The sequence below is a fragment of the Vampirovibrio chlorellavorus genome (assembly GCF_003149375.1).
Lineage (GTDB): Bacteria > Cyanobacteriota > Vampirovibrionia > Vampirovibrionales > Vampirovibrionaceae > Vampirovibrio > Vampirovibrio chlorellavorus_B.
Map to the genome: position 1 here is coordinate 214287 of NZ_QFWH01000002.1, position 16062 is coordinate 230348.

Here is a 16062-nt window from a genome sequence, read left to right on the forward strand (position 1 = left end):
TACCCGAGAGAGTAAATGTATGGATTGATGGCGAAATATAGTCAGCATTCGTTCATTCTTTTTTTAGGCTTATCAATCTGAATTTTTGGAGGACAACGGTAATGTCAGTACCAGGCGGCTTTTTATTTCCCAATCCCTTTTTGACTCAAGGGGTTTTCCCCAACCTGCCCGGTGGTCAGCGGGCCGCATTTTCTCAAGATATTGGGGCTTTGCTCTTTTTCACCAGTGGTCAACCGTTAAACACGGTCTTCTATCCACAGTTTAACCCCTTCTCATTTAATACAAGTTTCCAAGGTTTATTTGATGGGCCTTTTCAGCAGCCAATATTGTTCCCAGGAAGTGGAACCAACCTGTTTCTGGGTGGCCGCTAGGCTTTATTATTTACAAAGTATTTGTAAAAACTGGTTTGAGAAACCGGTTTTAGAGATTCGTCAACTGACAACAGACCCTTATTGTCCCCTTTTGGCAGCGTGCGTCCCTGACTACGCTGTTTTCTTTTTTCTTCGGTCATTGGGGTGGCTGTTAAAACAGTTTCATTAATTGTTTAACCTGCTGAAGCGTCTCCTGACAGCGGGCACGGGCCTGATCGCCGCCGGTTTTCAGCAGCGCTTCCACCTGGGCCTTGTCGGATGCGTACAGGGCCCGGCGTTCCCGCATGGGAGCCATCTGCGCGTTAATCAGCTCGCCCAGCTGTTTTTTGCAATCCATACAACCCCGGGCTGCCGCACGGCACTCCTCAGCGGTCACCGCCTGAGCGCTGGCATCGGCAAAGGCCTGGTAGTACTTGTAAACCACTTCGCAGTTTTCCGGCGTCCCGGGGTCGGTGCGCTTGATTCGGGCTGGATCGGTAATGGCCGTTTTCACCTTGCTCCAGGTCTCTTCGGCGGAATCGCTCAGGTAAATGGCGTTGTTGAAGGATTTCCCCATTTTGCGGCCATCCAGCCCAATGAGCATGGGTGTTTTAGTCAGCAGGGGGCGAGGTTCGGCGAATAAGTCGGTTTGATAGAGGTGATTAAAGCGGCGGGCAATGTCTCTGGAAATCTCCAGATGGGCCAACTGGTCTTTGCCCACCGGCACCAACCCGGCCCGAACCGAGAGAATATCCACGGTTTGCAGCACCGGATACCCCAGCAGGCCGTAAGACAAATCTTCATGCAACATGGCCACCATGTCCTTCAGGGTGGGATCGGTCTGTACCCATTTGGCCGGGGTAATCATGCTCAGCAGCAGGTGGAGTTCGGCAATTTCCGGGATGGAAGACTGCACAAACAGGGTGGCTTTTTGCGGATCAATGCCAGCGGCCAGCCAATCCAAAGCCATTTCCAGGATATTGTCTCTCAAGCTGGCCGTGTCATCGTACTTGGTGGTGAGGGCATGCCAGTCGGCAATGGAGAAAAAGCAGGGGTACTGGTCTTGCAGGGTAACCCAGTTTTTAAGAACGCCCATGTAGTGCCCCAGGTGGAGCTTACCGGTGGGGCGCATGCCGGACATGACCACTTTGGCCGATGCGGGCAGCTTTTCAATTTCTTTCAGGTTGAGAATTTCAGTGGGGGCGGGGGGGGATTGGTTTGGCTCAGTCATAATGGCCCCATTATAGGGGAAGCGCCGCCGCCTGTCATTGGCGCATTCTGAAACAGTTGCCGGACAGTAATCGCCAAGGGCAATGCCATGGCTTGCGGGCTGCGCCCAGCTTTACATGCGTTTGGGGAAGGGGTACGCGCCTGACTCAAAGGCTGCGCGGCCTTTAGTTTTGGGTGGAAATGGGGGCGCTGGCTTCCAGTTGGGCCAGTATTTCTGTGCGGGGCAAGGGCTTGGGGCCTTTTTCCATGGGGCGCGGTTTGCCACGCATATTTTTTAGAGCCCGTCGGGCCTTGCGAATCTCTAAATCCGGGACTTCCCACAGCTTCCCCAGAGAGTCCTTGACCCGAAAGCGGCCCAATAACTGGTTCAGGTCCGCTTCGTTTTCGGTGATGTTGTGGATGCGAATCAGTTCACGGGCGTTTAAGGCATGCGGTAAGGGAGACTCGGCTGTTTGTAGCCGAATAAACTCGCTGCCAATCAGGCGGGGTTTGCTGTAGCCAATATCCCGAACGACCACCGGTTCCCGACCCACATTAGACACAATGGCGCACAGGGCAGGCTTACCCTCCGGGCTGGATTCCACGGTGAGTTCCACTTGCAGTCGCCCTTGCCGGGCCCGTTCCTTGTAGATGTCCCACATAAAATCCAGCAATTTAAAGCTCAGGGTGATCAGCAGACCAATGGAGGTCAGTAAAATACTGGTGGTGCCCACCGGCTCGGTGGCCCACATGTGGTTCAGGACTTCCAGACCGTAAACCGGATCGACCAGAATGCGGTGGTTCAGCAAATGAAAAGCAAGCACGGCACTTCTCCAACGTGAGGACGCAAGGGGGATCTTGAGGAGGCTTACGAAAATTAAAACCGACCGTTGAAAATGATGAATCTCAATGAAGAGAGTAGCACAAAAACCCATCGGCTCGACAATAGGCTTTGGGCAAGGGTCGTTTTTCTAGTGCCGCAGCAAGTAGTGCTGGTACCAGCCAATCAGATCGTTTCCCCAGTACAGGGACACCAGAATGCCGATAATCAGGGCCGGGCCCAAGGGTAAATAGGTAAAGGTCTGGGCGGTGCGCACCTGCTTGAGGAAGACCAATAGCGAAATCAGCGAGAGTATGAGGCAACCCAGGCTGATCCAGACCGTCGTTTCCGCGGGAAGCCCCGAGTTCATCAGTAACAGGGGACTGGTGCCACACCCCAGAGCGACCGCCCCGGAGATGAGAGAAACATATTGTTTGTTTTGAATCCATTGAAGGATCAGTAAGGGGATGGCTGGAATGGTTTGGGCCAGAAAGCCCAAGCCCAGCGCCAAAACCGTCAGTGGCCAGCCTAGAAAGGCGCCGGCGCCCATCATCAAAAAGGTGTCTCCGTGGCCAAACCCTTCCGTGCCAAAGAAGAACAGGGAAAGCAGAATCATGCCCTCAAAGAAAATCAGTGAAATCAACATGGCCCATAAGGCCGATATCAGGGCCTCGGGCACATGTAGCACCAACGCGCCTAAATCCACAGTAAAGGCCGTTCCCTCCATCCCGCCCAGATTCAGCAGGCTGTAAAGCAATCCGACGGGGATGAGCATGTAGATGGAGTTGAAGTTAAAAATCAGGCTTTCCCGCAGGTCGGTGATGAAAATGACAATGAGGTTGGCAATCATGAACATTAAAAAGGCCGATTGCCAGTTCAGGCCAAAAAACCACACGGTAAAACAGAACAGGGCCCCTGTGGCCAGCTCAATCAGCGGATACTGAATGCTAATAGGAGCCTTGCAATTGTGGCATTTGCCCCCCAGCAGCAGATAGCTAAGGACCGGAATGTTATCAACAGGGCGTAGTTTGGTATCGCACTTAGGGCAGTGAGAGGGGGGTAGCACAATGGGCTCATCGGCCAGAAAGCGCAGGGCCATAACGTTCAAAAAGCTGCCCACGCACAGCCCAATCACAAAAATAAAGGGAATCCAGAAGGCCTGCGTAACGGGGTCAAACACGGGGTTTTCTTTCTATTCAGTTCACACGATGGCTTTTGTGAGTGGCGGAAAATTTTTTATGAAGAGGTCCCCTGATCCGCTTTCAGCGTTTGGGACAATAAATCCAGCGCTTTGCGCAACCGGCGGCTCACCTGCATTTGAGAGATACCCAGACGCTCGGCGATTTCGGTTTGGCTGAGGTCTTCGTAGTAGGTCATGGTGATGACATCCCGCAGATCGGGTTTCAGGTTGGCCATGGCCCGCTCAATGACCAGCCGGTTTTCATGGGTTTCCCGGAACTCGGTTTGGGCGTGGTCGACCAGTCGTTCCATGTAGACCGTTTCATTGCCGCCGTTGTCATTGACCAGATACTGATCCAGCGAAACGGGCAGGCGGCGACGCTCAATGTCCTGGGCCTGGGTAATCTTGGTGACCGGGCATTGCAGTTCCTCGGCGATTTCCAGGTCGGTGGGGGTGCGCCCCAGATATTCGGTCAGCTTGTGGACAATCTGATTGATTCGGTAGTACAGCTCGTACATCTGCCGGGGGGCCTTGATCATGGCCGTTTTGTCCCGGAGGTAGTGGCGGATTTCCCCGGTAATGAAATAGGTGGCATAGGTTTTAAAGCTGGTGCCCACCAGGGGGTTGAATTTATCAATGGCTTTCAGCAGACCAATATTGCCCACCTGAATCAGGTCTTCCACCGGATCGGAGCTGCGCCGGGCCAGTCCGTGGGCGATTTTTTTAACGTAAGGCATCACCCGGGCCACAATCTGGTCGCGCAATTTTTCTTTGCTTTGGGCGTCCAAATCGCAGCTGAGATAACTATGGAGCAAGTCTTCCAGATCGCTGGAGAAGATATCTTCCGAAGATGCTCTGGTAGGCGTACTGCTCACGAAGTCACCGTCCTCTAACTCACTCAGCTCTGGATAACATTCGCGGCTCTCCTGATGAAACGGGTCAAACACGCTTTCAAGGTGCGGGGCCGGCGACGAAGTATAAAGATGCTTTCGGCATTATAGCATCGCAAGGGCTGCGGCCCTTTCCTAAAGATGGTTGATTTTTTCGGGTGGATTGTAATACAAATTAAGGAACGAAACGGTGTCCCCTGTTATTCCAAATGTTCGCATCGTTCAGATGCCTGGCATCAACAGGGATTTTAAACGAAAGGTTTGTAGTCCGCTTGGAACTCACCCACTCCGTAACCGAGTCCAAAAAGCCCAAAACCATACTGGTGGCAGAACATTCCGGTTTCTGTCACGGGGTTCAAAAAGCCGTGGATAAAACACTGGCGGTTGGGGAAAGCAGTGATAAGCCCGTTTATGTTCTAGGGCAGTTGATTCACAATCAGCAAGTGATTGATCACCTGGATGCCAAGCATATCAAAACCGTATCCTCCCTGGATGAAGTGCCGCCGGGAAGCGTTTGCGTCATTCGTACCCACGGGGCCCCGCCGGAGATGGTGGATGAAGCGCTGGCCAAGGGCGTGGAAGTCTCTGACGCCACCTGCCCCGATGTTCGCCTGGTGCAGAACAAGGCCATCCAGCTGGCTGAGGAAGGGTACACTGTGGTCATCGTGGGCAAGGAAGAGCATCCCGAGATTATCGGGATCAAGGCTTACTCTCAACGGGTACCGGGGGCCAAAATCGTGGCCATTAACAAGGTGAACGAGATCGCCGAGAAGCTGAAGGATGTACCTCGTCGCCGTATCGGGGTGGTGTCCCAAACCACCCAGATGGAAGAAAACTTTTTTGAGATGGTTAAAGAACTCTCCAAGGTAGCCAAAGAGCTGAAGGTGTTCAATACCATTTGCCCGGCCACTTATTTTCGGCAGAACTCCGCCCTGGAGTTGACCGGCAAAGTGGAGTTCATGGTGGTGATTGGTGGTAAAAATAGTGCCAATACCACGCATTTGGCTGAAATCTGCCGGGCGGAAGGCACGGATACCATCCACATTGAAACTTACAAGGAACTCGAAGGATGCGAGGCCCTGGAAAAGGCCAGCATCATCGGCGTCACCGCTGGGGCTTCCACCCCGGACTGGTTGATTCAGGAGGTTCTGGAGTACCTGCAAGCGCTTTAAACTCCAATCAACGTTACAGTTAGCAATCAAAAAGGAATTTTGATTAATGGGAATGACCACATTATTAGAAACGTCGGATGAAATGCGCCAAAGCTTTGCCGACTTGCTGGAAAAGAGTTTTGAAACCGCTTTGAAGCCTGGCACCATTGTGGTGGGCGAGGTTTTGAAACTGGAAAAAGATGGCATGACGGTGGATATCGGCGGTAAGTCCGAAGGTGTCGTTCCCATGAAGGAAGTTCCGGGTTGCTACAGTCTGGATGACCTGAAAGCGCAGTACAAGCCCGGTCAGGTGCTGGAGTTGTTCCTGCTGAGCCAGCATGATGGCGCCGATGAAACCCGCGCCCACTATACTCTGTCCATCCGTCGGGTGGCCATGTGGAAAAACTGGGATCGTCTGATGGAACTGCGTGATTCCCGTGAAATCGTGGAAACCACCGTCAGCGGCACCACCAAGGGTGGTGTTATCGTCAATATTCTGGGCTTCAAGGGCTTTATTCCCGCCAGTCAGTTGCGGGTGGCCAAAACCCTGCACGATTTGGTCGGTGATGCCTTGCCTGCCAAAATTCTGGAAGTGGACAAGCACAAAAACAAGCTCATCCTCAGCCACCGGGAAGCCGTGTTCGAGCAAAAGGCCAAAATGCGCGCCGAAACCATTGGCAAGCTGAATGAAGCCGACATCGTGGAAGGCGAAATCGTGAAGATCACCGATTTCGGGGTGTTTGTGGATATCAACGGCATCGATGGTTTGCTGCCGTTGTCTGAAATTACCTGGCGCCGGATTCAGCACCCGTCCGAAGTGCTGACCCTAGGCGAGCGCCTGACGGTTCGTGTGTTGACCGTAGACCGCGATCTGCAGCGCATTAGCCTGAGCCTGAAACGTTTACAGCCCGATCCCTGGGTCTCCGTGAACGAGCAGTTCAAGGTGGGCGAAGTGTTGAACGGTCGTATTTCCAAGTTGCTCAACTCCGGTGTGCTGGCTGAGCTGGCCCCCGGTGTAGAAGCCTACTGCGCCTACGATAACAGCGGCCGTCAGTACTTCCTGACCGAAAGCTACAGCTTCCGCATCGTTTCCATCTTTGCCGGTGAGCGCAAAATCACTTTGGAGTTCCAAGGTCCTGCCCAGTAGGGTAGGCCTTGGGCCTCTGGCTCTGAAATTCTCACTCATTTGACACGGTTTTTTGGTGTTGGTATATTGATTCCTCACTTCAGCCGTCACCATCGAGATCTGTGTCCCGCAATTGTACGGTTAGATTCCCCTCAACAAAGGTATTAAACACATGTTAGCTATTGTGGATTTGAACGGAAAACAATATCAGGTTCAAGAAGGTCGTTACATCGATGTGGATTTGTTGCCCAAAGATGTGGATGAGACTTTTGAAATCGGCAACGTTTTAATGGTCGTTGACGGCGAAAAATCTCTGGTGGGCGCTCCTTACGTGAGCGGTGCCACTGTGAAGGCCAAAGTGTTGCGTCACTTCCGTGGCCCCAAAGTGTTGGTTTACAAAATGCGCTGCAAAAAAGGTTACCGCCGCAAAAATGGCCATCGTCAGAGCTACACCCAAATTCAGATCGAAGGGTTGAATCTGCCGAAGTAATTTTGACCGCCTGCCTGATGGCGGGTATTTGTCGCAGCAAGTTTAAATCTGGAGAAAACAAGCAATGGCATCAAAAAAAGGTGTAGGATCGACAAAGAACGGACGCGATAGCGAGTCTAAACGGCTGGGCGTCAAGCGGTTTGGTGGTCAAGCGGTCAATGCCGGCGAAATTTTGGTTCGTCAGCGTGGCACCAAGTTCCACCCCGGTACCAACGTAGGCCGTGGCGGGGATGACACCCTGTTCGCTCTTGTGGCTGGCGCCGTCAAGTTTGAGCGTCACCGCAAGACCTCCCAAAAGGTCAGCATCATCCCGGTACTCTCTTAATCGATCTTCTTCAAAACCATTCAAAAACCCGAGCCCTTTTTGCGGTTCGGGTTTTTTGTCGTAGGAGTTAGCAGAGAACGGGCTTATTGATTGGCCGATTTGCCCCGCTGAAAGCCAAAATGTTTTAAAGGGCTGTTGGGAGACGATGATGAGATGTTCAGCAATTCCCTTAAATCGTTCACTTCATGGGCCAAATCCCGATCATTGACAGACAGGATACTCAGCAACTGCTCGGTTTCCTCCCGGCTTTGCTCCGGGTCGATACATTCTGCCGGCGTGGGGTTTGCGGTCAGCAGGGGAGACTCCGAGGCATTCTCCGAATCTTCCGGCCTGCCCGTGGTGAGGGGCTGGCTGGGGTCGGGAGGCCCCTCCGTTGCTGGAATGGATAATTCTGGAAGTTCCCCGAAATGGGCTTTATAGCGGGCCAATTCGTCAACCACGGCTTGATATTTGGCGATTGAAACCACTGCCGGGTCAGACGGGACGGTGGCACTGGTCAAGGGAGCATCGGCTTCCGGGGAAGACACCGACAGTCCGCCGCTCTTGGCATCGGCCTTTGAGAAGGACAAGTCTGGAGGGCGCTCTGGATTTCCGGGGGCAACGGTTTCAGGGTGTTGAGAGGTTTGGGCGGGATGGGCAGTCATCGATACAGGCTCATTTTTCTATAAGCTGTTTATCGACCGGTTGTTTTAAAAGTTTAGGGTTTTATTCCGAACATCGTGGAATCCCCGTTCACCCTTCAAAGGGAGTGGCAGGGTGAAAGTGACTTTTCTCCCAGTGGTACGCCAGAAATTGAGAGGAAGTTCCTAGAATCAGCCATCCGACTGCTTGTTTTAATACAAGCACAGCCGGGCTCCCCGGCACAGGCTTTTCACTGCTCTCTCTTCTTTCTCTCTGCCGGAGATGCTGAAGGCTCTGGTTCAGAATTCATCATCTCCTCCCCTGCTTGACCCACGAGCAGGGGTTTCTTTTCTTTTGACAGTCACCCATCCATAGCAAAGCACCCGCCAGCAGATGGGAACGGATTTCTCTCAATGCGGGGCGGGAGGCAGGCTGGTCTTGACTGCTTGGCCTACACGGAATGCGCTAGCCAGCGCAGCGATTCACGCAGGATGAGTTCCGAAGAATCGGGCGATGACTCGGCGGCGATGGCCTTGAAGCTGCGCTGGATTTCCTCGGGCTGATATCCCAGCGATAGCAGAACCGATTCCGCCTCCACGAATGCCTCAGAGGCGCCCTGAAACGTTTCGGCGCTGAGCTGGTTGGCAAAGTCCACCGTGCGCCAGTTCATCATCTTTTCCTTCAGCTCCAGGGTCATTTTTTGGGCCAGCTTGTTGCCCACCCCTTTGGCTTTGGTCAGGAGGTTGAAGTTGTTGGACACCACTGCCTGGGCGATTTCGGAAACGGACAAGGCGGACAGTAGAGAGAGCGCCACCTTGGTGCCGATGCCGGAGGCGCTTTGCAGAATATTGAAGAGATCCCGCTCTTCCTTGCTGTTGAAACCGACCAGAAACAGTGCGTCTTCCCGCACCACCAGGGTGGTAAACAATTGAACGGCCTGTCCGACGGGAGGGCTGCTCTCCACGGAACGCTGACTGGTCAGCACTTCAAAGCCCATGCCGTGCATATCCACCAGAAAATAAGCGCCCCGTGGGGATTCCAACGCTTTGCCAACCAATTCGCCCTTGAGATACGACAGCATGCTTTGCTTCCTGTTCAATTGATGTTGCCCATTATAGCGCCTATATTGCGCGCAAAGAAATCAGAGCGCAGGGATATTGGTTATTGGCGATTGTATGCTGCCCGCTGCAAATACCATTCGGCCAGGGTGATGTCTTCCGGGGTGGTGATTTTGAGGTTGCTGACCTCTCCCGGCACAATGTGCAGGGGCCCGAGATTCAGCAGCTCCAGGAGTTGGGCGTCATCCGTGACCACTGCCTCTTGGGGAACCTGTTCATGGGCCTGCCGTAAGGTTTCAAGCTGAAATACTTGCGGGGTTTGAGCCCGCCAAAAGCAACTGCGATCCACGGTTTGGGTGATGGTCAGTGGTTCGCCTTGTGAATTGCCTTGCGGAGCCACCGTTTTGAGGGTGTCCACCACCGGGATGGCCACCACACTGCCCAGGGCCCCCTGCTGCACGGCCTGCAGGGCTTGCGCTATGGTTTGTGCCTGGATGAGCGGACGAGCCGCATCGTGGATCAGGGCAATCGTGGCGTGATTCGGTAAGGCCAGTAGCCCTTGATAGACGGAGGCCCTGCGGGAGCTGCCGCCCGTGGTAAAGCGCAGATTCCGCGCCGGAAATTCTCGTTCCAGCAAATGGCGATAGGTTTCCAAATGGTCAGCGCTAGCCGTGACCACTATGCCTTCAATGTCGGGGACGCCTAGCAGGGCGGCCACGGTGCGGCAAAGCACGGGTTTCCCGGCCAGTGGGGCCAGTAGTTTGTTCTGGGTGGATGAAAATCGGCTGCCCGTGCCGCCCGCCGGAATCACGGCCCAGCACGCAGAGGGACTCACGGGGATTCCCCCTGAAAATGTTGATAGGCCTGATCCAGTTGCAGGGAAACGGGAGGGAGAGAGGGCTCCGTGGTCAGATAGGCTCCCGGTGTCAATGATGCTGCGCCGACCCGGCCAATCACGTGGAAGTGGGCCAATATATCAGCGTCCACCGCCGGCACTGTGGCCACCAGCTGGAAGTCTTCCCCGCCGTATAGCACGGTGTCCAGCGCTACCTGTTCAGCATTTAACACAGTATTCCGGGTGACCTCCTGCTGGGCGTAAGCCCTCACTTCCGGGTGAATGGGTAATTTGCGCTGCTCCACCACCACAGCTTGCTTGCTGCTGTGGCCGATTTTGATGAGGGCGTCGGCCAGCCCGTCGCTGCTGTCCATCAGGGCGTAGCGTTCAAACTGGCTGGCTAGCACTTGACCAGCCTGTATCTGGGGCAGTGGGTGTAAGTGAGCCTGCTTGCTGGTGTGGTAGTCCGGCCATTGGTGGGTCAGGGCTTCCAACCCCACTTTACTCAGGCCATGAAAGCCTGTGGCAATCACCCAGTCACCGGGTTGGGCGGCAAAACGGCGACCGGGGTGGCTTCCCTGGGGGCAGGTGCCGATGGCGGTCACGTTGAGGGTCAGGGTGGGGCTGCCGACGGTATCCCCGCCAGCGATGAATCCGCCGAATTGCTGGCAGGCGCTTTGGAAGCCCTGATAAAGGTCGCTGACAAAGGCCAGAGGCAGATGCTCCGGCAAGCCCAGCGAGATGAGAACACATTTCAGTTGCGCGCCCATACCCGCCAAATCGCTGATATTGACCGCCGCCGCTTTCCAGCCCAAATCCTGGGGCGTAAAGTAGTCCAGGCTGAAATGACGGTTCTCTACCAGCATGTCAGTGGTATAGACCAGTCGGGCGGGCTCGTCCCAGTAGGCGTCATCGGCCAAAGCTTCTGTTTGCCCGGATAATTGGGCGATGAGATCAATAATGGCAAGTTCTTTGGACATGGTGGCAAGACTTTGAAAAACGGGGCTTAAACGCTAAAAGAGAGGCCAACTAAGCCTCTCTTAGAAATCTTATCACGGTTGATCGTGCTTACGCCGACAAGTCCAACTTTTGACCTTGTCCTTCCGCCGCTCGCGGACGCTCCAGGTTGATGGGGCGTGATTGCAGTCCTTGCAGGAATTGGCCAAACTGGTCAGTACCAGGGCCACTGGCGGCTACCGGAACAGGAGAGCCTGCCGAGCGGGTGCTGACAGCCGGTAATTTTCCTGCCAGTTGCAAGAAAGCATTTGGATTTTGTCCAAGTCGTTGAGACATGAGCAACCTTTTCTCCTGATTACTTGCTAATGATATAAAAATAAAAACAAGTTATCATCCAAAGTTGCCATGCAAATTGTCGAAAAAATGAAAGTGGCCGTAATCAGGGCGATTTGGTAGGGCAAGAAACCCCGTGATTGGATAAAACCTAAAGCGAGGAAGCGTCATGTTTCCTCGCTTTAATCTCTTTAAGTGAATAAAAAATACTGCCTTTCGGGCGGCTGGGTTTAGGCAACCCAGCTTTTGGTCGCCGTATACGGTAAGGCCGGTTGATTCAGGTTGGAGCGAATCTCCCCATTTTTCAGCATGGCGCTGAAACCGCTCAGGGCATCGATGGCCTTTTTTGCGCCACTGGCAGCAGGCTGTGACGGTTGACCCACCCTGGACTTGGCTGGCATCTGAATCATTTGGCTCAGCATTGCTTTGAGATCAGCCATAATAGTACCTTTTTAAATGCTTGCATGCTTGATTTTGACTGAATTTTTGAAACCGGCTTTCCGCAGATTGGAGCTGAAGAATACCAGAATCATCAATTCTGACAGGGCTATTAAAGCAGAAGCGGAGCCCTTTGTCTATGGGACAAGCGCACCTTCTCTGATCCGGCTGGGTGGGCTCAGGCCAGGGTGGTTTGTCCCGGGCGCACCGCCTCCTGGTATTCCGGGTGGGTGACCAGTTTGGGACGATTTTCCGAAGACGCGGCGTCGTTGATGGTGGCCTTGAGATCCTCGGTAATCTGGGAGGCCCGGACGGCAGAGTTGGCAGCGGCTTTGGCCATATCCTGAGCGCCATGATTTAATTCTTCCAGGTTTTGATTGATCTGGGCAAAGGCCACTTTGGACTCTGTCACGCTGGCCGCCACATCATTGGCCAGCGCTGTGGAAACACTGATGTTTTGGGCCACATCCTGTGCCGCTCTTGCGGTCTCTGTGATGTTTTTGGCGATTTCATTGGAGGTGGCGGTTTGCTCTTCAACCGCTCCGGCAATGGTGTGGTTAATTTCATTCATTTGTTCAATGATTTCGGTGATTTCATTAATGGCCTGAATCGAGGTTCGGGTGTTGCCCTGCATTTCCTCGACCTGGTTGCGGATGGTTTCAGAGGCTTGGGCGGATTGTTTGGCTAACGCCTTGACCTCGTTGGCCACCACGGCGAAGCCTTTTCCTGCCTCCCCGGCGCTGGCCGCCTCGATAGTGGCATTCAGGGCCAGCAGGTTGGTCTGGGAGGCAATGTCTTTAATGATGCCCACGATCTTGCCGATTTCATCGGCGGAAATACCCAGCTGTCCCACGGTGGATTTTGTGCCTTCCGCCTTGGATACGGCGCTACTGGCCACACTGGAGGCTTTGGCCGCGTTGCTGGAAACCTCTTTCAGGGAGGCCTCCATCTGCTCCATGGCTGCAGCCACGGTGTTGATGGCCATGGACATTTCTTCAGTCGCCGCAGACACGGTTTGCATGTTGTCTGAAACCTGATTGGCGCTGTGGCCAACATCGTTCACGTTTTGCTCGACTTTTCCGCTGGATTCCAGTATCTGGCGGATGTTTGCGGTCGACTCTTCCACCGCGCTGGCCAGCGTGGTTACGTTTTCGTCTACTTCCGACACTTTGCCCAGTACTTCGTTGAGAGAGCTGGACAGCTTTTCGGCAGCGGTTTTCTTGACCGTATCGTTGTAAATGCTGATGGCCATGTCCATATCCAGAAAAGCCGCTTTCAGGATGCTTTGCATGGCGGGCAGAAAATCCTGCTGTTTTTTGCCTTTTTGGGAGTAATGGTCAAACACGGTGGCCATCAATTTGGTCAGGGCAAAGCAATACCCGCCCAAGTAGAAGCGAGGCTCAATGGCCTTTTGCTCGTGCGTTTTTCCAACGACGGTGATTCGTTCCATATAAAGACTGTCGAAGCGCCCGGAAAAGAGCATTTTCCAGTGTTCCGCCTGCGCTTTTTTGGCATAGCTCACCCTGGCCTCATTGGGAAATTTGGCCTTTAATTCAGGCCACTGGAAGATGTGATTGTAGAACTCGTCTAAAACTTGCTCTAACTGACCTTCCAGAACGGGAGAAATACCCTGGAGCGTTTGACAGGCTTGAGAGTCAATTCTTAAAAAGCTAAGGCGTGCTTCCCGATCGGTACTGGCTTGCATTAATGGACTTCCTCAAATTTCACAATAACTCCAATAAAAATTAATGGCGGGTATGGATATGTCCCACGCGCTGGTTTTGCCAGGTTGTTGGTGTTGCTTTAAAACACTTGTACGAGAACGAAAATGGCTGATTTTTAAGATTGGGATCTGGAATATGATGGATTGTAAAAATATATAAACAACATACAAGAAGTTTTAAATTTTGGCAATGCCTGACCCTACGTTCGATTTGTCAGGAAAAAGAAAAAGCGGGGTTTGAAGCCCGCCTTGTTTTTACCTCACTCGTCACCAATTGTTCCAAAGCACCTATTTTTCAACAGGTGGGGTTGGATATCTAATTAAACTGTTCCAAAATTAAGACCCACAAAACTCAGTCGATCCTGAATTTTGTTGCGCCTTGATGAACCATTTAAAATGGAAAGCCGCCAAGGGCTGGCTGCTATAAAAACCTGAATCCGAGAAGTCTTTAAGTTCGTGTAAATTCGTAACTCAAAGATGAGATTAATTTCCTATTATGATAATTAAATTCATCCAAATTGTAAAGAAAAACTTTTTGGGCGCAAGTGCTGGAAAGTGTCAATCTTACACTCTTTTAAGGCTTTTGTTCGTGGAAACGCCCGGATGACACCTTTATAAAAGTCCCCTTTAGCCCTGCAGGCTGGCCCCCGCAAAAATCCCCTTCAGGGCGTCGATCATGACCATGCCAATGGGCCCAAAAATACACACAAAGATGGCAGGAAACAGGAATACATAGATGGGGATAACCATTTTGACCGGGATCTTGTTCGCCTTTTCCTCGGCTTTGGTCAGGCGCTTTGTGCGGAGCGAATCGGCCTGCACCCGCAAGGTATGGGCCACGCTGGTTCCCATTTCGTAGGACTGGATTATGGCGTTGATAATGGCGTTCAAATCATCAACCCCGGTGCGTTCGGCCATGTCCAGCAAGGCGTCTTTACGGCTGCGTCCAAAGCCCACGTCCCGGGTGTAGCGGGTTAATTCCTCCCGCAGGTAGGTAGAGGTCTTTACGGACTTCAGGCTGGTGATCTTGTTGATGGCCACATCCAGCCCCAGTCCTGCTTCCATGCAAATGACCAGCAAATCCAGAAAATCGGCCAGAGACTTCTGAATGCCTTCTTGCCGTTTTTGGGCCTGCTGGGTCAACCACAACATGGGTAAACCATATCCGGCCAGCCCAAAGGCAGTGGCCACACTCAGGCCAATGGTGCCGCTGAAATTGCCAACCAGTGAAATCAGGCTGAAAAACAGGCCGAACAGAATGACGGTGCAGAGCAGTTGTATGCCGAGAAAGGTTTTTTGGTAGTGCGGTTTTTGGTAGCCTGCCTGAATGAGTTTGGACTTTACCCAGGATTTGCTGCTTAACGGAATAATGGCCTGTGTATTGTCAAACACCAGTTGCGCCAGCGGGAAAATGACCCGATGCGAGAAACTGTTTTCCAGTTGTTTGGCCCGGCTGGTTTTCTTTTTGGCCTCTCGCTGGCTGAGCGAGTTGATACGGGCCTGCACCTGTTCATCTTCTTTATTGGCCTTGAGTCCTAAAATCAGGAAGACGGCGGTTCCAAGCAAACACAAGATCATCAGCGCCAGTTGCATGGGTTACACCTCAATTTGCACAATCTTGTAAAGCACCCCAATGCCGCAGCAGACCCAGAAGCCCGCCAGCACCAGAAGCACAATGCCAATGGGGTTGGTCACGAATTGGGTGGTGGCCTCCGGCAGGAACATGTACATAATGAGACAAAGCAGCAAGGGCACACAGCAGACAATCCCCGCGGACAGCTTACCCTGAGCGGAAATGGCGCCTACTTTCTGGAAGAGTTTGTAGCGATCCCGGATGGTGTGAGACAGATTGCCCAGCAGTTCGGCCATACTGCCCCCGGTTTCCTTTTGAATGAGCAGTGCGGTCACAAACAGATCCACATCCGGGGAGGGCACCCGGCTGGAGAGGACGTAAAGGGCATCTTCCATGGTGGCGCCCAGGTTCATTTCAGCGGCCATCTTGCCGAATTCGGTGCCCCACGGGTCGTCGTAATTGTCGGCAATCATTTGCACGGCCCGGCTAAAGCCAAAACCGGTTTTAAAGGCGTTCACCATGCTGTTTAAGACATCGGCAAACTGGGCGGCGGCTTTTTTCATGCGCAGCATGCCTTTAAGGGTCATAAAGCCGTAAGGCAAGGCGCTGCAAGCGCCGCCCACGGGTAAGGCCAAAAGAAGGTTTTGTCCGGTAATCAGCCAGCCGAGAAGCCCACCGCCCAATGCCGTTCCTGCTGAAATCAGGTAAAACTCATTGGTGGTAATCAGCATGTTGGCCCGTTCCAGCTTAATTTCCAGCTCTTCGGTTCTGGTGGCTTTGCCGGTGGTGTTTTTCTTGCGGCGCTTGAGGATGTTTTCCTGCTCTTTGCCGGATTTTCCTTGCGCCGTAGTGGTGCTGAGCAGGTTTTGAATATGTTCCTGGGCCTGCACCTGTTTTTTGAAAAAGGTTTCGTAGGCCCACATGGCCAGGGAAATCAGGGCAAGGCCCGGAATCAGGCTGGTTAACAGGTTGTTGTCCATGAG

General features: G+C 53.1%; 18 protein-coding genes. 5 read left to right on the top strand and 13 right to left on the bottom strand.

The window, feature by feature from the left end:
• Positions 1-101 precede the first annotated feature (101 nt).
• Entirely contained in the window at positions 102-371 is a 270-nt protein-coding gene (locus DF283_RS03315) for a hypothetical protein (RefSeq protein ID WP_303673286.1), read from the top strand.
• Between the two features lie 151 nt (positions 372-522).
• Here the strand turns inward: DF283_RS03315 and trpS are convergent, their stop codons facing one another.
• The 4 genes from trpS to DF283_RS03335 form a co-directional block, all read right to left on the bottom strand.
• Positions 523-1581: a tryptophan--tRNA ligase gene (gene trpS / locus DF283_RS03320; protein ID WP_303673287.1), complete on the bottom strand. Its 1059-nt coding sequence runs from the start codon at positions 1579-1581 to the stop codon at positions 523-525.
• 163 nt (positions 1582-1744) lie between these two features.
• Complete coding sequence (locus tag DF283_RS03325) at positions 1745-2383, bottom strand: hypothetical protein (RefSeq protein WP_303673288.1); 639 nt, start codon at positions 2381-2383, stop codon at positions 1745-1747.
• 147 nt (positions 2384-2530) lie between these two features.
• Complete coding sequence (locus DF283_RS03330; RefSeq protein WP_303673289.1) at positions 2531-3559, bottom strand: prepilin peptidase; 1029 nt, start codon at positions 3557-3559, stop codon at positions 2531-2533.
• A gap of 56 nt (positions 3560-3615) precedes the next feature.
• A complete protein-coding gene (locus tag DF283_RS03335) occupies positions 3616-4434 on the bottom strand; it encodes a sigma-70 family RNA polymerase sigma factor (protein WP_303673290.1) in 819 nt (272 codons plus the stop codon).
• 287 nt (positions 4435-4721) lie between these two features.
• Between DF283_RS03335 and ispH the strand changes: the two genes are divergently transcribed.
• The 4 genes from ispH (at position 4722) to rpmA (ending at position 7541) form a co-directional block, all read left to right on the top strand.
• Positions 4722-5621: a 4-hydroxy-3-methylbut-2-enyl diphosphate reductase gene (ispH, locus tag DF283_RS03340; RefSeq protein ID WP_303673291.1), complete on the top strand. Its 900-nt coding sequence runs from the start codon at positions 4722-4724 to the stop codon at positions 5619-5621.
• A gap of 46 nt (positions 5622-5667) precedes the next feature.
• Positions 5668-6747, top strand: coding sequence for a 30S ribosomal protein S1 (locus DF283_RS03345; protein ID WP_303673292.1), 1080 nt, complete (start codon positions 5668-5670; stop codon positions 6745-6747).
• Between the two features lie 151 nt (positions 6748-6898).
• A complete protein-coding gene (gene rplU, locus DF283_RS03350) occupies positions 6899-7216 on the top strand; it encodes a 50S ribosomal protein L21 (protein WP_303673293.1) in 318 nt (105 codons plus the stop codon).
• A 64-nt stretch (positions 7217-7280) separates the two neighbouring features.
• Complete coding sequence (rpmA, locus tag DF283_RS03355) at positions 7281-7541, top strand: 50S ribosomal protein L27 (RefSeq protein WP_303673294.1); 261 nt, start codon at positions 7281-7283, stop codon at positions 7539-7541.
• Between the two features lie 83 nt (positions 7542-7624).
• Here the strand turns inward: rpmA and DF283_RS03360 are convergent, their stop codons facing one another.
• The 9 genes from DF283_RS03360 to DF283_RS03400 all read right to left on the bottom strand — a co-directional run bounded on the left by DF283_RS03360 (position 7625) and on the right by DF283_RS03400 (position 16059).
• The gene (locus DF283_RS03360) at positions 7625-8185 is read right to left on the bottom strand and encodes a hypothetical protein (RefSeq protein ID WP_303673295.1); all 561 of its coding nucleotides are present in this window, start codon (positions 8183-8185) and stop codon (positions 7625-7627) included.
• A 428-nt stretch (positions 8186-8613) separates the two neighbouring features.
• Positions 8614-9243, bottom strand: coding sequence for a Holliday junction branch migration protein RuvA (gene ruvA / locus DF283_RS03365; RefSeq protein ID WP_303673296.1), 630 nt, complete (start codon positions 9241-9243; stop codon positions 8614-8616).
• An 80-nt stretch (positions 9244-9323) separates the two neighbouring features.
• Positions 9324-10055, bottom strand: coding sequence for a 2-C-methyl-D-erythritol 4-phosphate cytidylyltransferase (gene ispD, locus DF283_RS03370; protein ID WP_303673297.1), 732 nt, complete (start codon positions 10053-10055; stop codon positions 9324-9326).
• Complete coding sequence (gene thiL, locus DF283_RS03375; protein ID WP_303673298.1) at positions 10052-11035, bottom strand: thiamine-phosphate kinase; 984 nt, start codon at positions 11033-11035, stop codon at positions 10052-10054. The genes ispD and thiL overlap by 4 nt, the downstream gene beginning before the upstream one ends.
• A gap of 88 nt (positions 11036-11123) precedes the next feature.
• Positions 11124-11348: a hypothetical protein gene (locus DF283_RS03380; RefSeq protein ID WP_303673299.1), complete on the bottom strand. Its 225-nt coding sequence runs from the start codon at positions 11346-11348 to the stop codon at positions 11124-11126.
• A gap of 227 nt (positions 11349-11575) precedes the next feature.
• Positions 11576-11785: a hypothetical protein gene (locus tag DF283_RS03385; protein WP_303673300.1), complete on the bottom strand. Its 210-nt coding sequence runs from the start codon at positions 11783-11785 to the stop codon at positions 11576-11578.
• A 176-nt stretch (positions 11786-11961) separates the two neighbouring features.
• The gene (locus tag DF283_RS03390; protein WP_303673301.1) at positions 11962-13488 is read right to left on the bottom strand and encodes a globin-coupled sensor protein; all 1527 of its coding nucleotides are present in this window, start codon (positions 13486-13488) and stop codon (positions 11962-11964) included.
• A 645-nt stretch (positions 13489-14133) separates the two neighbouring features.
• A complete protein-coding gene (locus DF283_RS03395; protein ID WP_303673302.1) occupies positions 14134-15099 on the bottom strand; it encodes a type II secretion system F family protein in 966 nt (321 codons plus the stop codon).
• Positions 15100-15102: 3 nt separating this feature from the next.
• The gene (locus DF283_RS03400) at positions 15103-16059 is read right to left on the bottom strand and encodes a type II secretion system F family protein (protein ID WP_303673303.1); all 957 of its coding nucleotides are present in this window, start codon (positions 16057-16059) and stop codon (positions 15103-15105) included.
• Between the last annotated feature and the right edge of the window lie 3 nt (positions 16060-16062).

Bases quoted from the DNA above. Each gene is read 5' to 3' on its own strand.
- DF283_RS03390 (WP_303673301.1), bottom strand. From the start codon at position 13,488: ATGCAAGCCAGTACCGATCGGGAAGCACGCCTTAGCTTTTTAAGAATT.
- DF283_RS03385 (WP_303673300.1), bottom strand. From the start codon at position 11,785: ATGGCTGATCTCAAAGCAATGCTGAGCCAAATGATTCAGATGCCAGCC.
- ruvA (WP_303673296.1), bottom strand. From the start codon at position 9,243: ATGCTGTCGTATCTCAAGGGCGAATTGGTTGGCAAAGCGTTGGAATCC.
- rplU (WP_303673293.1), top strand. From the start codon at position 6,899: ATGTTAGCTATTGTGGATTTGAACGGAAAACAATATCAGGTTCAAGAA.
- DF283_RS03380 (WP_303673299.1), bottom strand. From the start codon at position 11,348: ATGTCTCAACGACTTGGACAAAATCCAAATGCTTTCTTGCAACTGGCA.
- trpS (WP_303673287.1), bottom strand. From the start codon at position 1,581: ATGACTGAGCCAAACCAATCCCCCCCCGCCCCCACTGAAATTCTCAAC.
- DF283_RS03345 (WP_303673292.1), top strand. From the start codon at position 5,668: ATGGGAATGACCACATTATTAGAAACGTCGGATGAAATGCGCCAAAGC.
- thiL (WP_303673298.1), bottom strand. From the start codon at position 11,035: ATGTCCAAAGAACTTGCCATTATTGATCTCATCGCCCAATTATCCGGG.
- DF283_RS03400 (WP_303673303.1), bottom strand. From the start codon at position 16,059: ATGGACAACAACCTGTTAACCAGCCTGATTCCGGGCCTTGCCCTGATT.
- DF283_RS03395 (WP_303673302.1), bottom strand. From the start codon at position 15,099: ATGCAACTGGCGCTGATGATCTTGTGTTTGCTTGGAACCGCCGTCTTC.
- DF283_RS03315 (WP_303673286.1), top strand. From the start codon at position 102: ATGTCAGTACCAGGCGGCTTTTTATTTCCCAATCCCTTTTTGACTCAA.
- DF283_RS03360 (WP_303673295.1), bottom strand. From the start codon at position 8,185: ATGACTGCCCATCCCGCCCAAACCTCTCAACACCCTGAAACCGTTGCC.
- rpmA (WP_303673294.1), top strand. From the start codon at position 7,281: ATGGCATCAAAAAAAGGTGTAGGATCGACAAAGAACGGACGCGATAGC.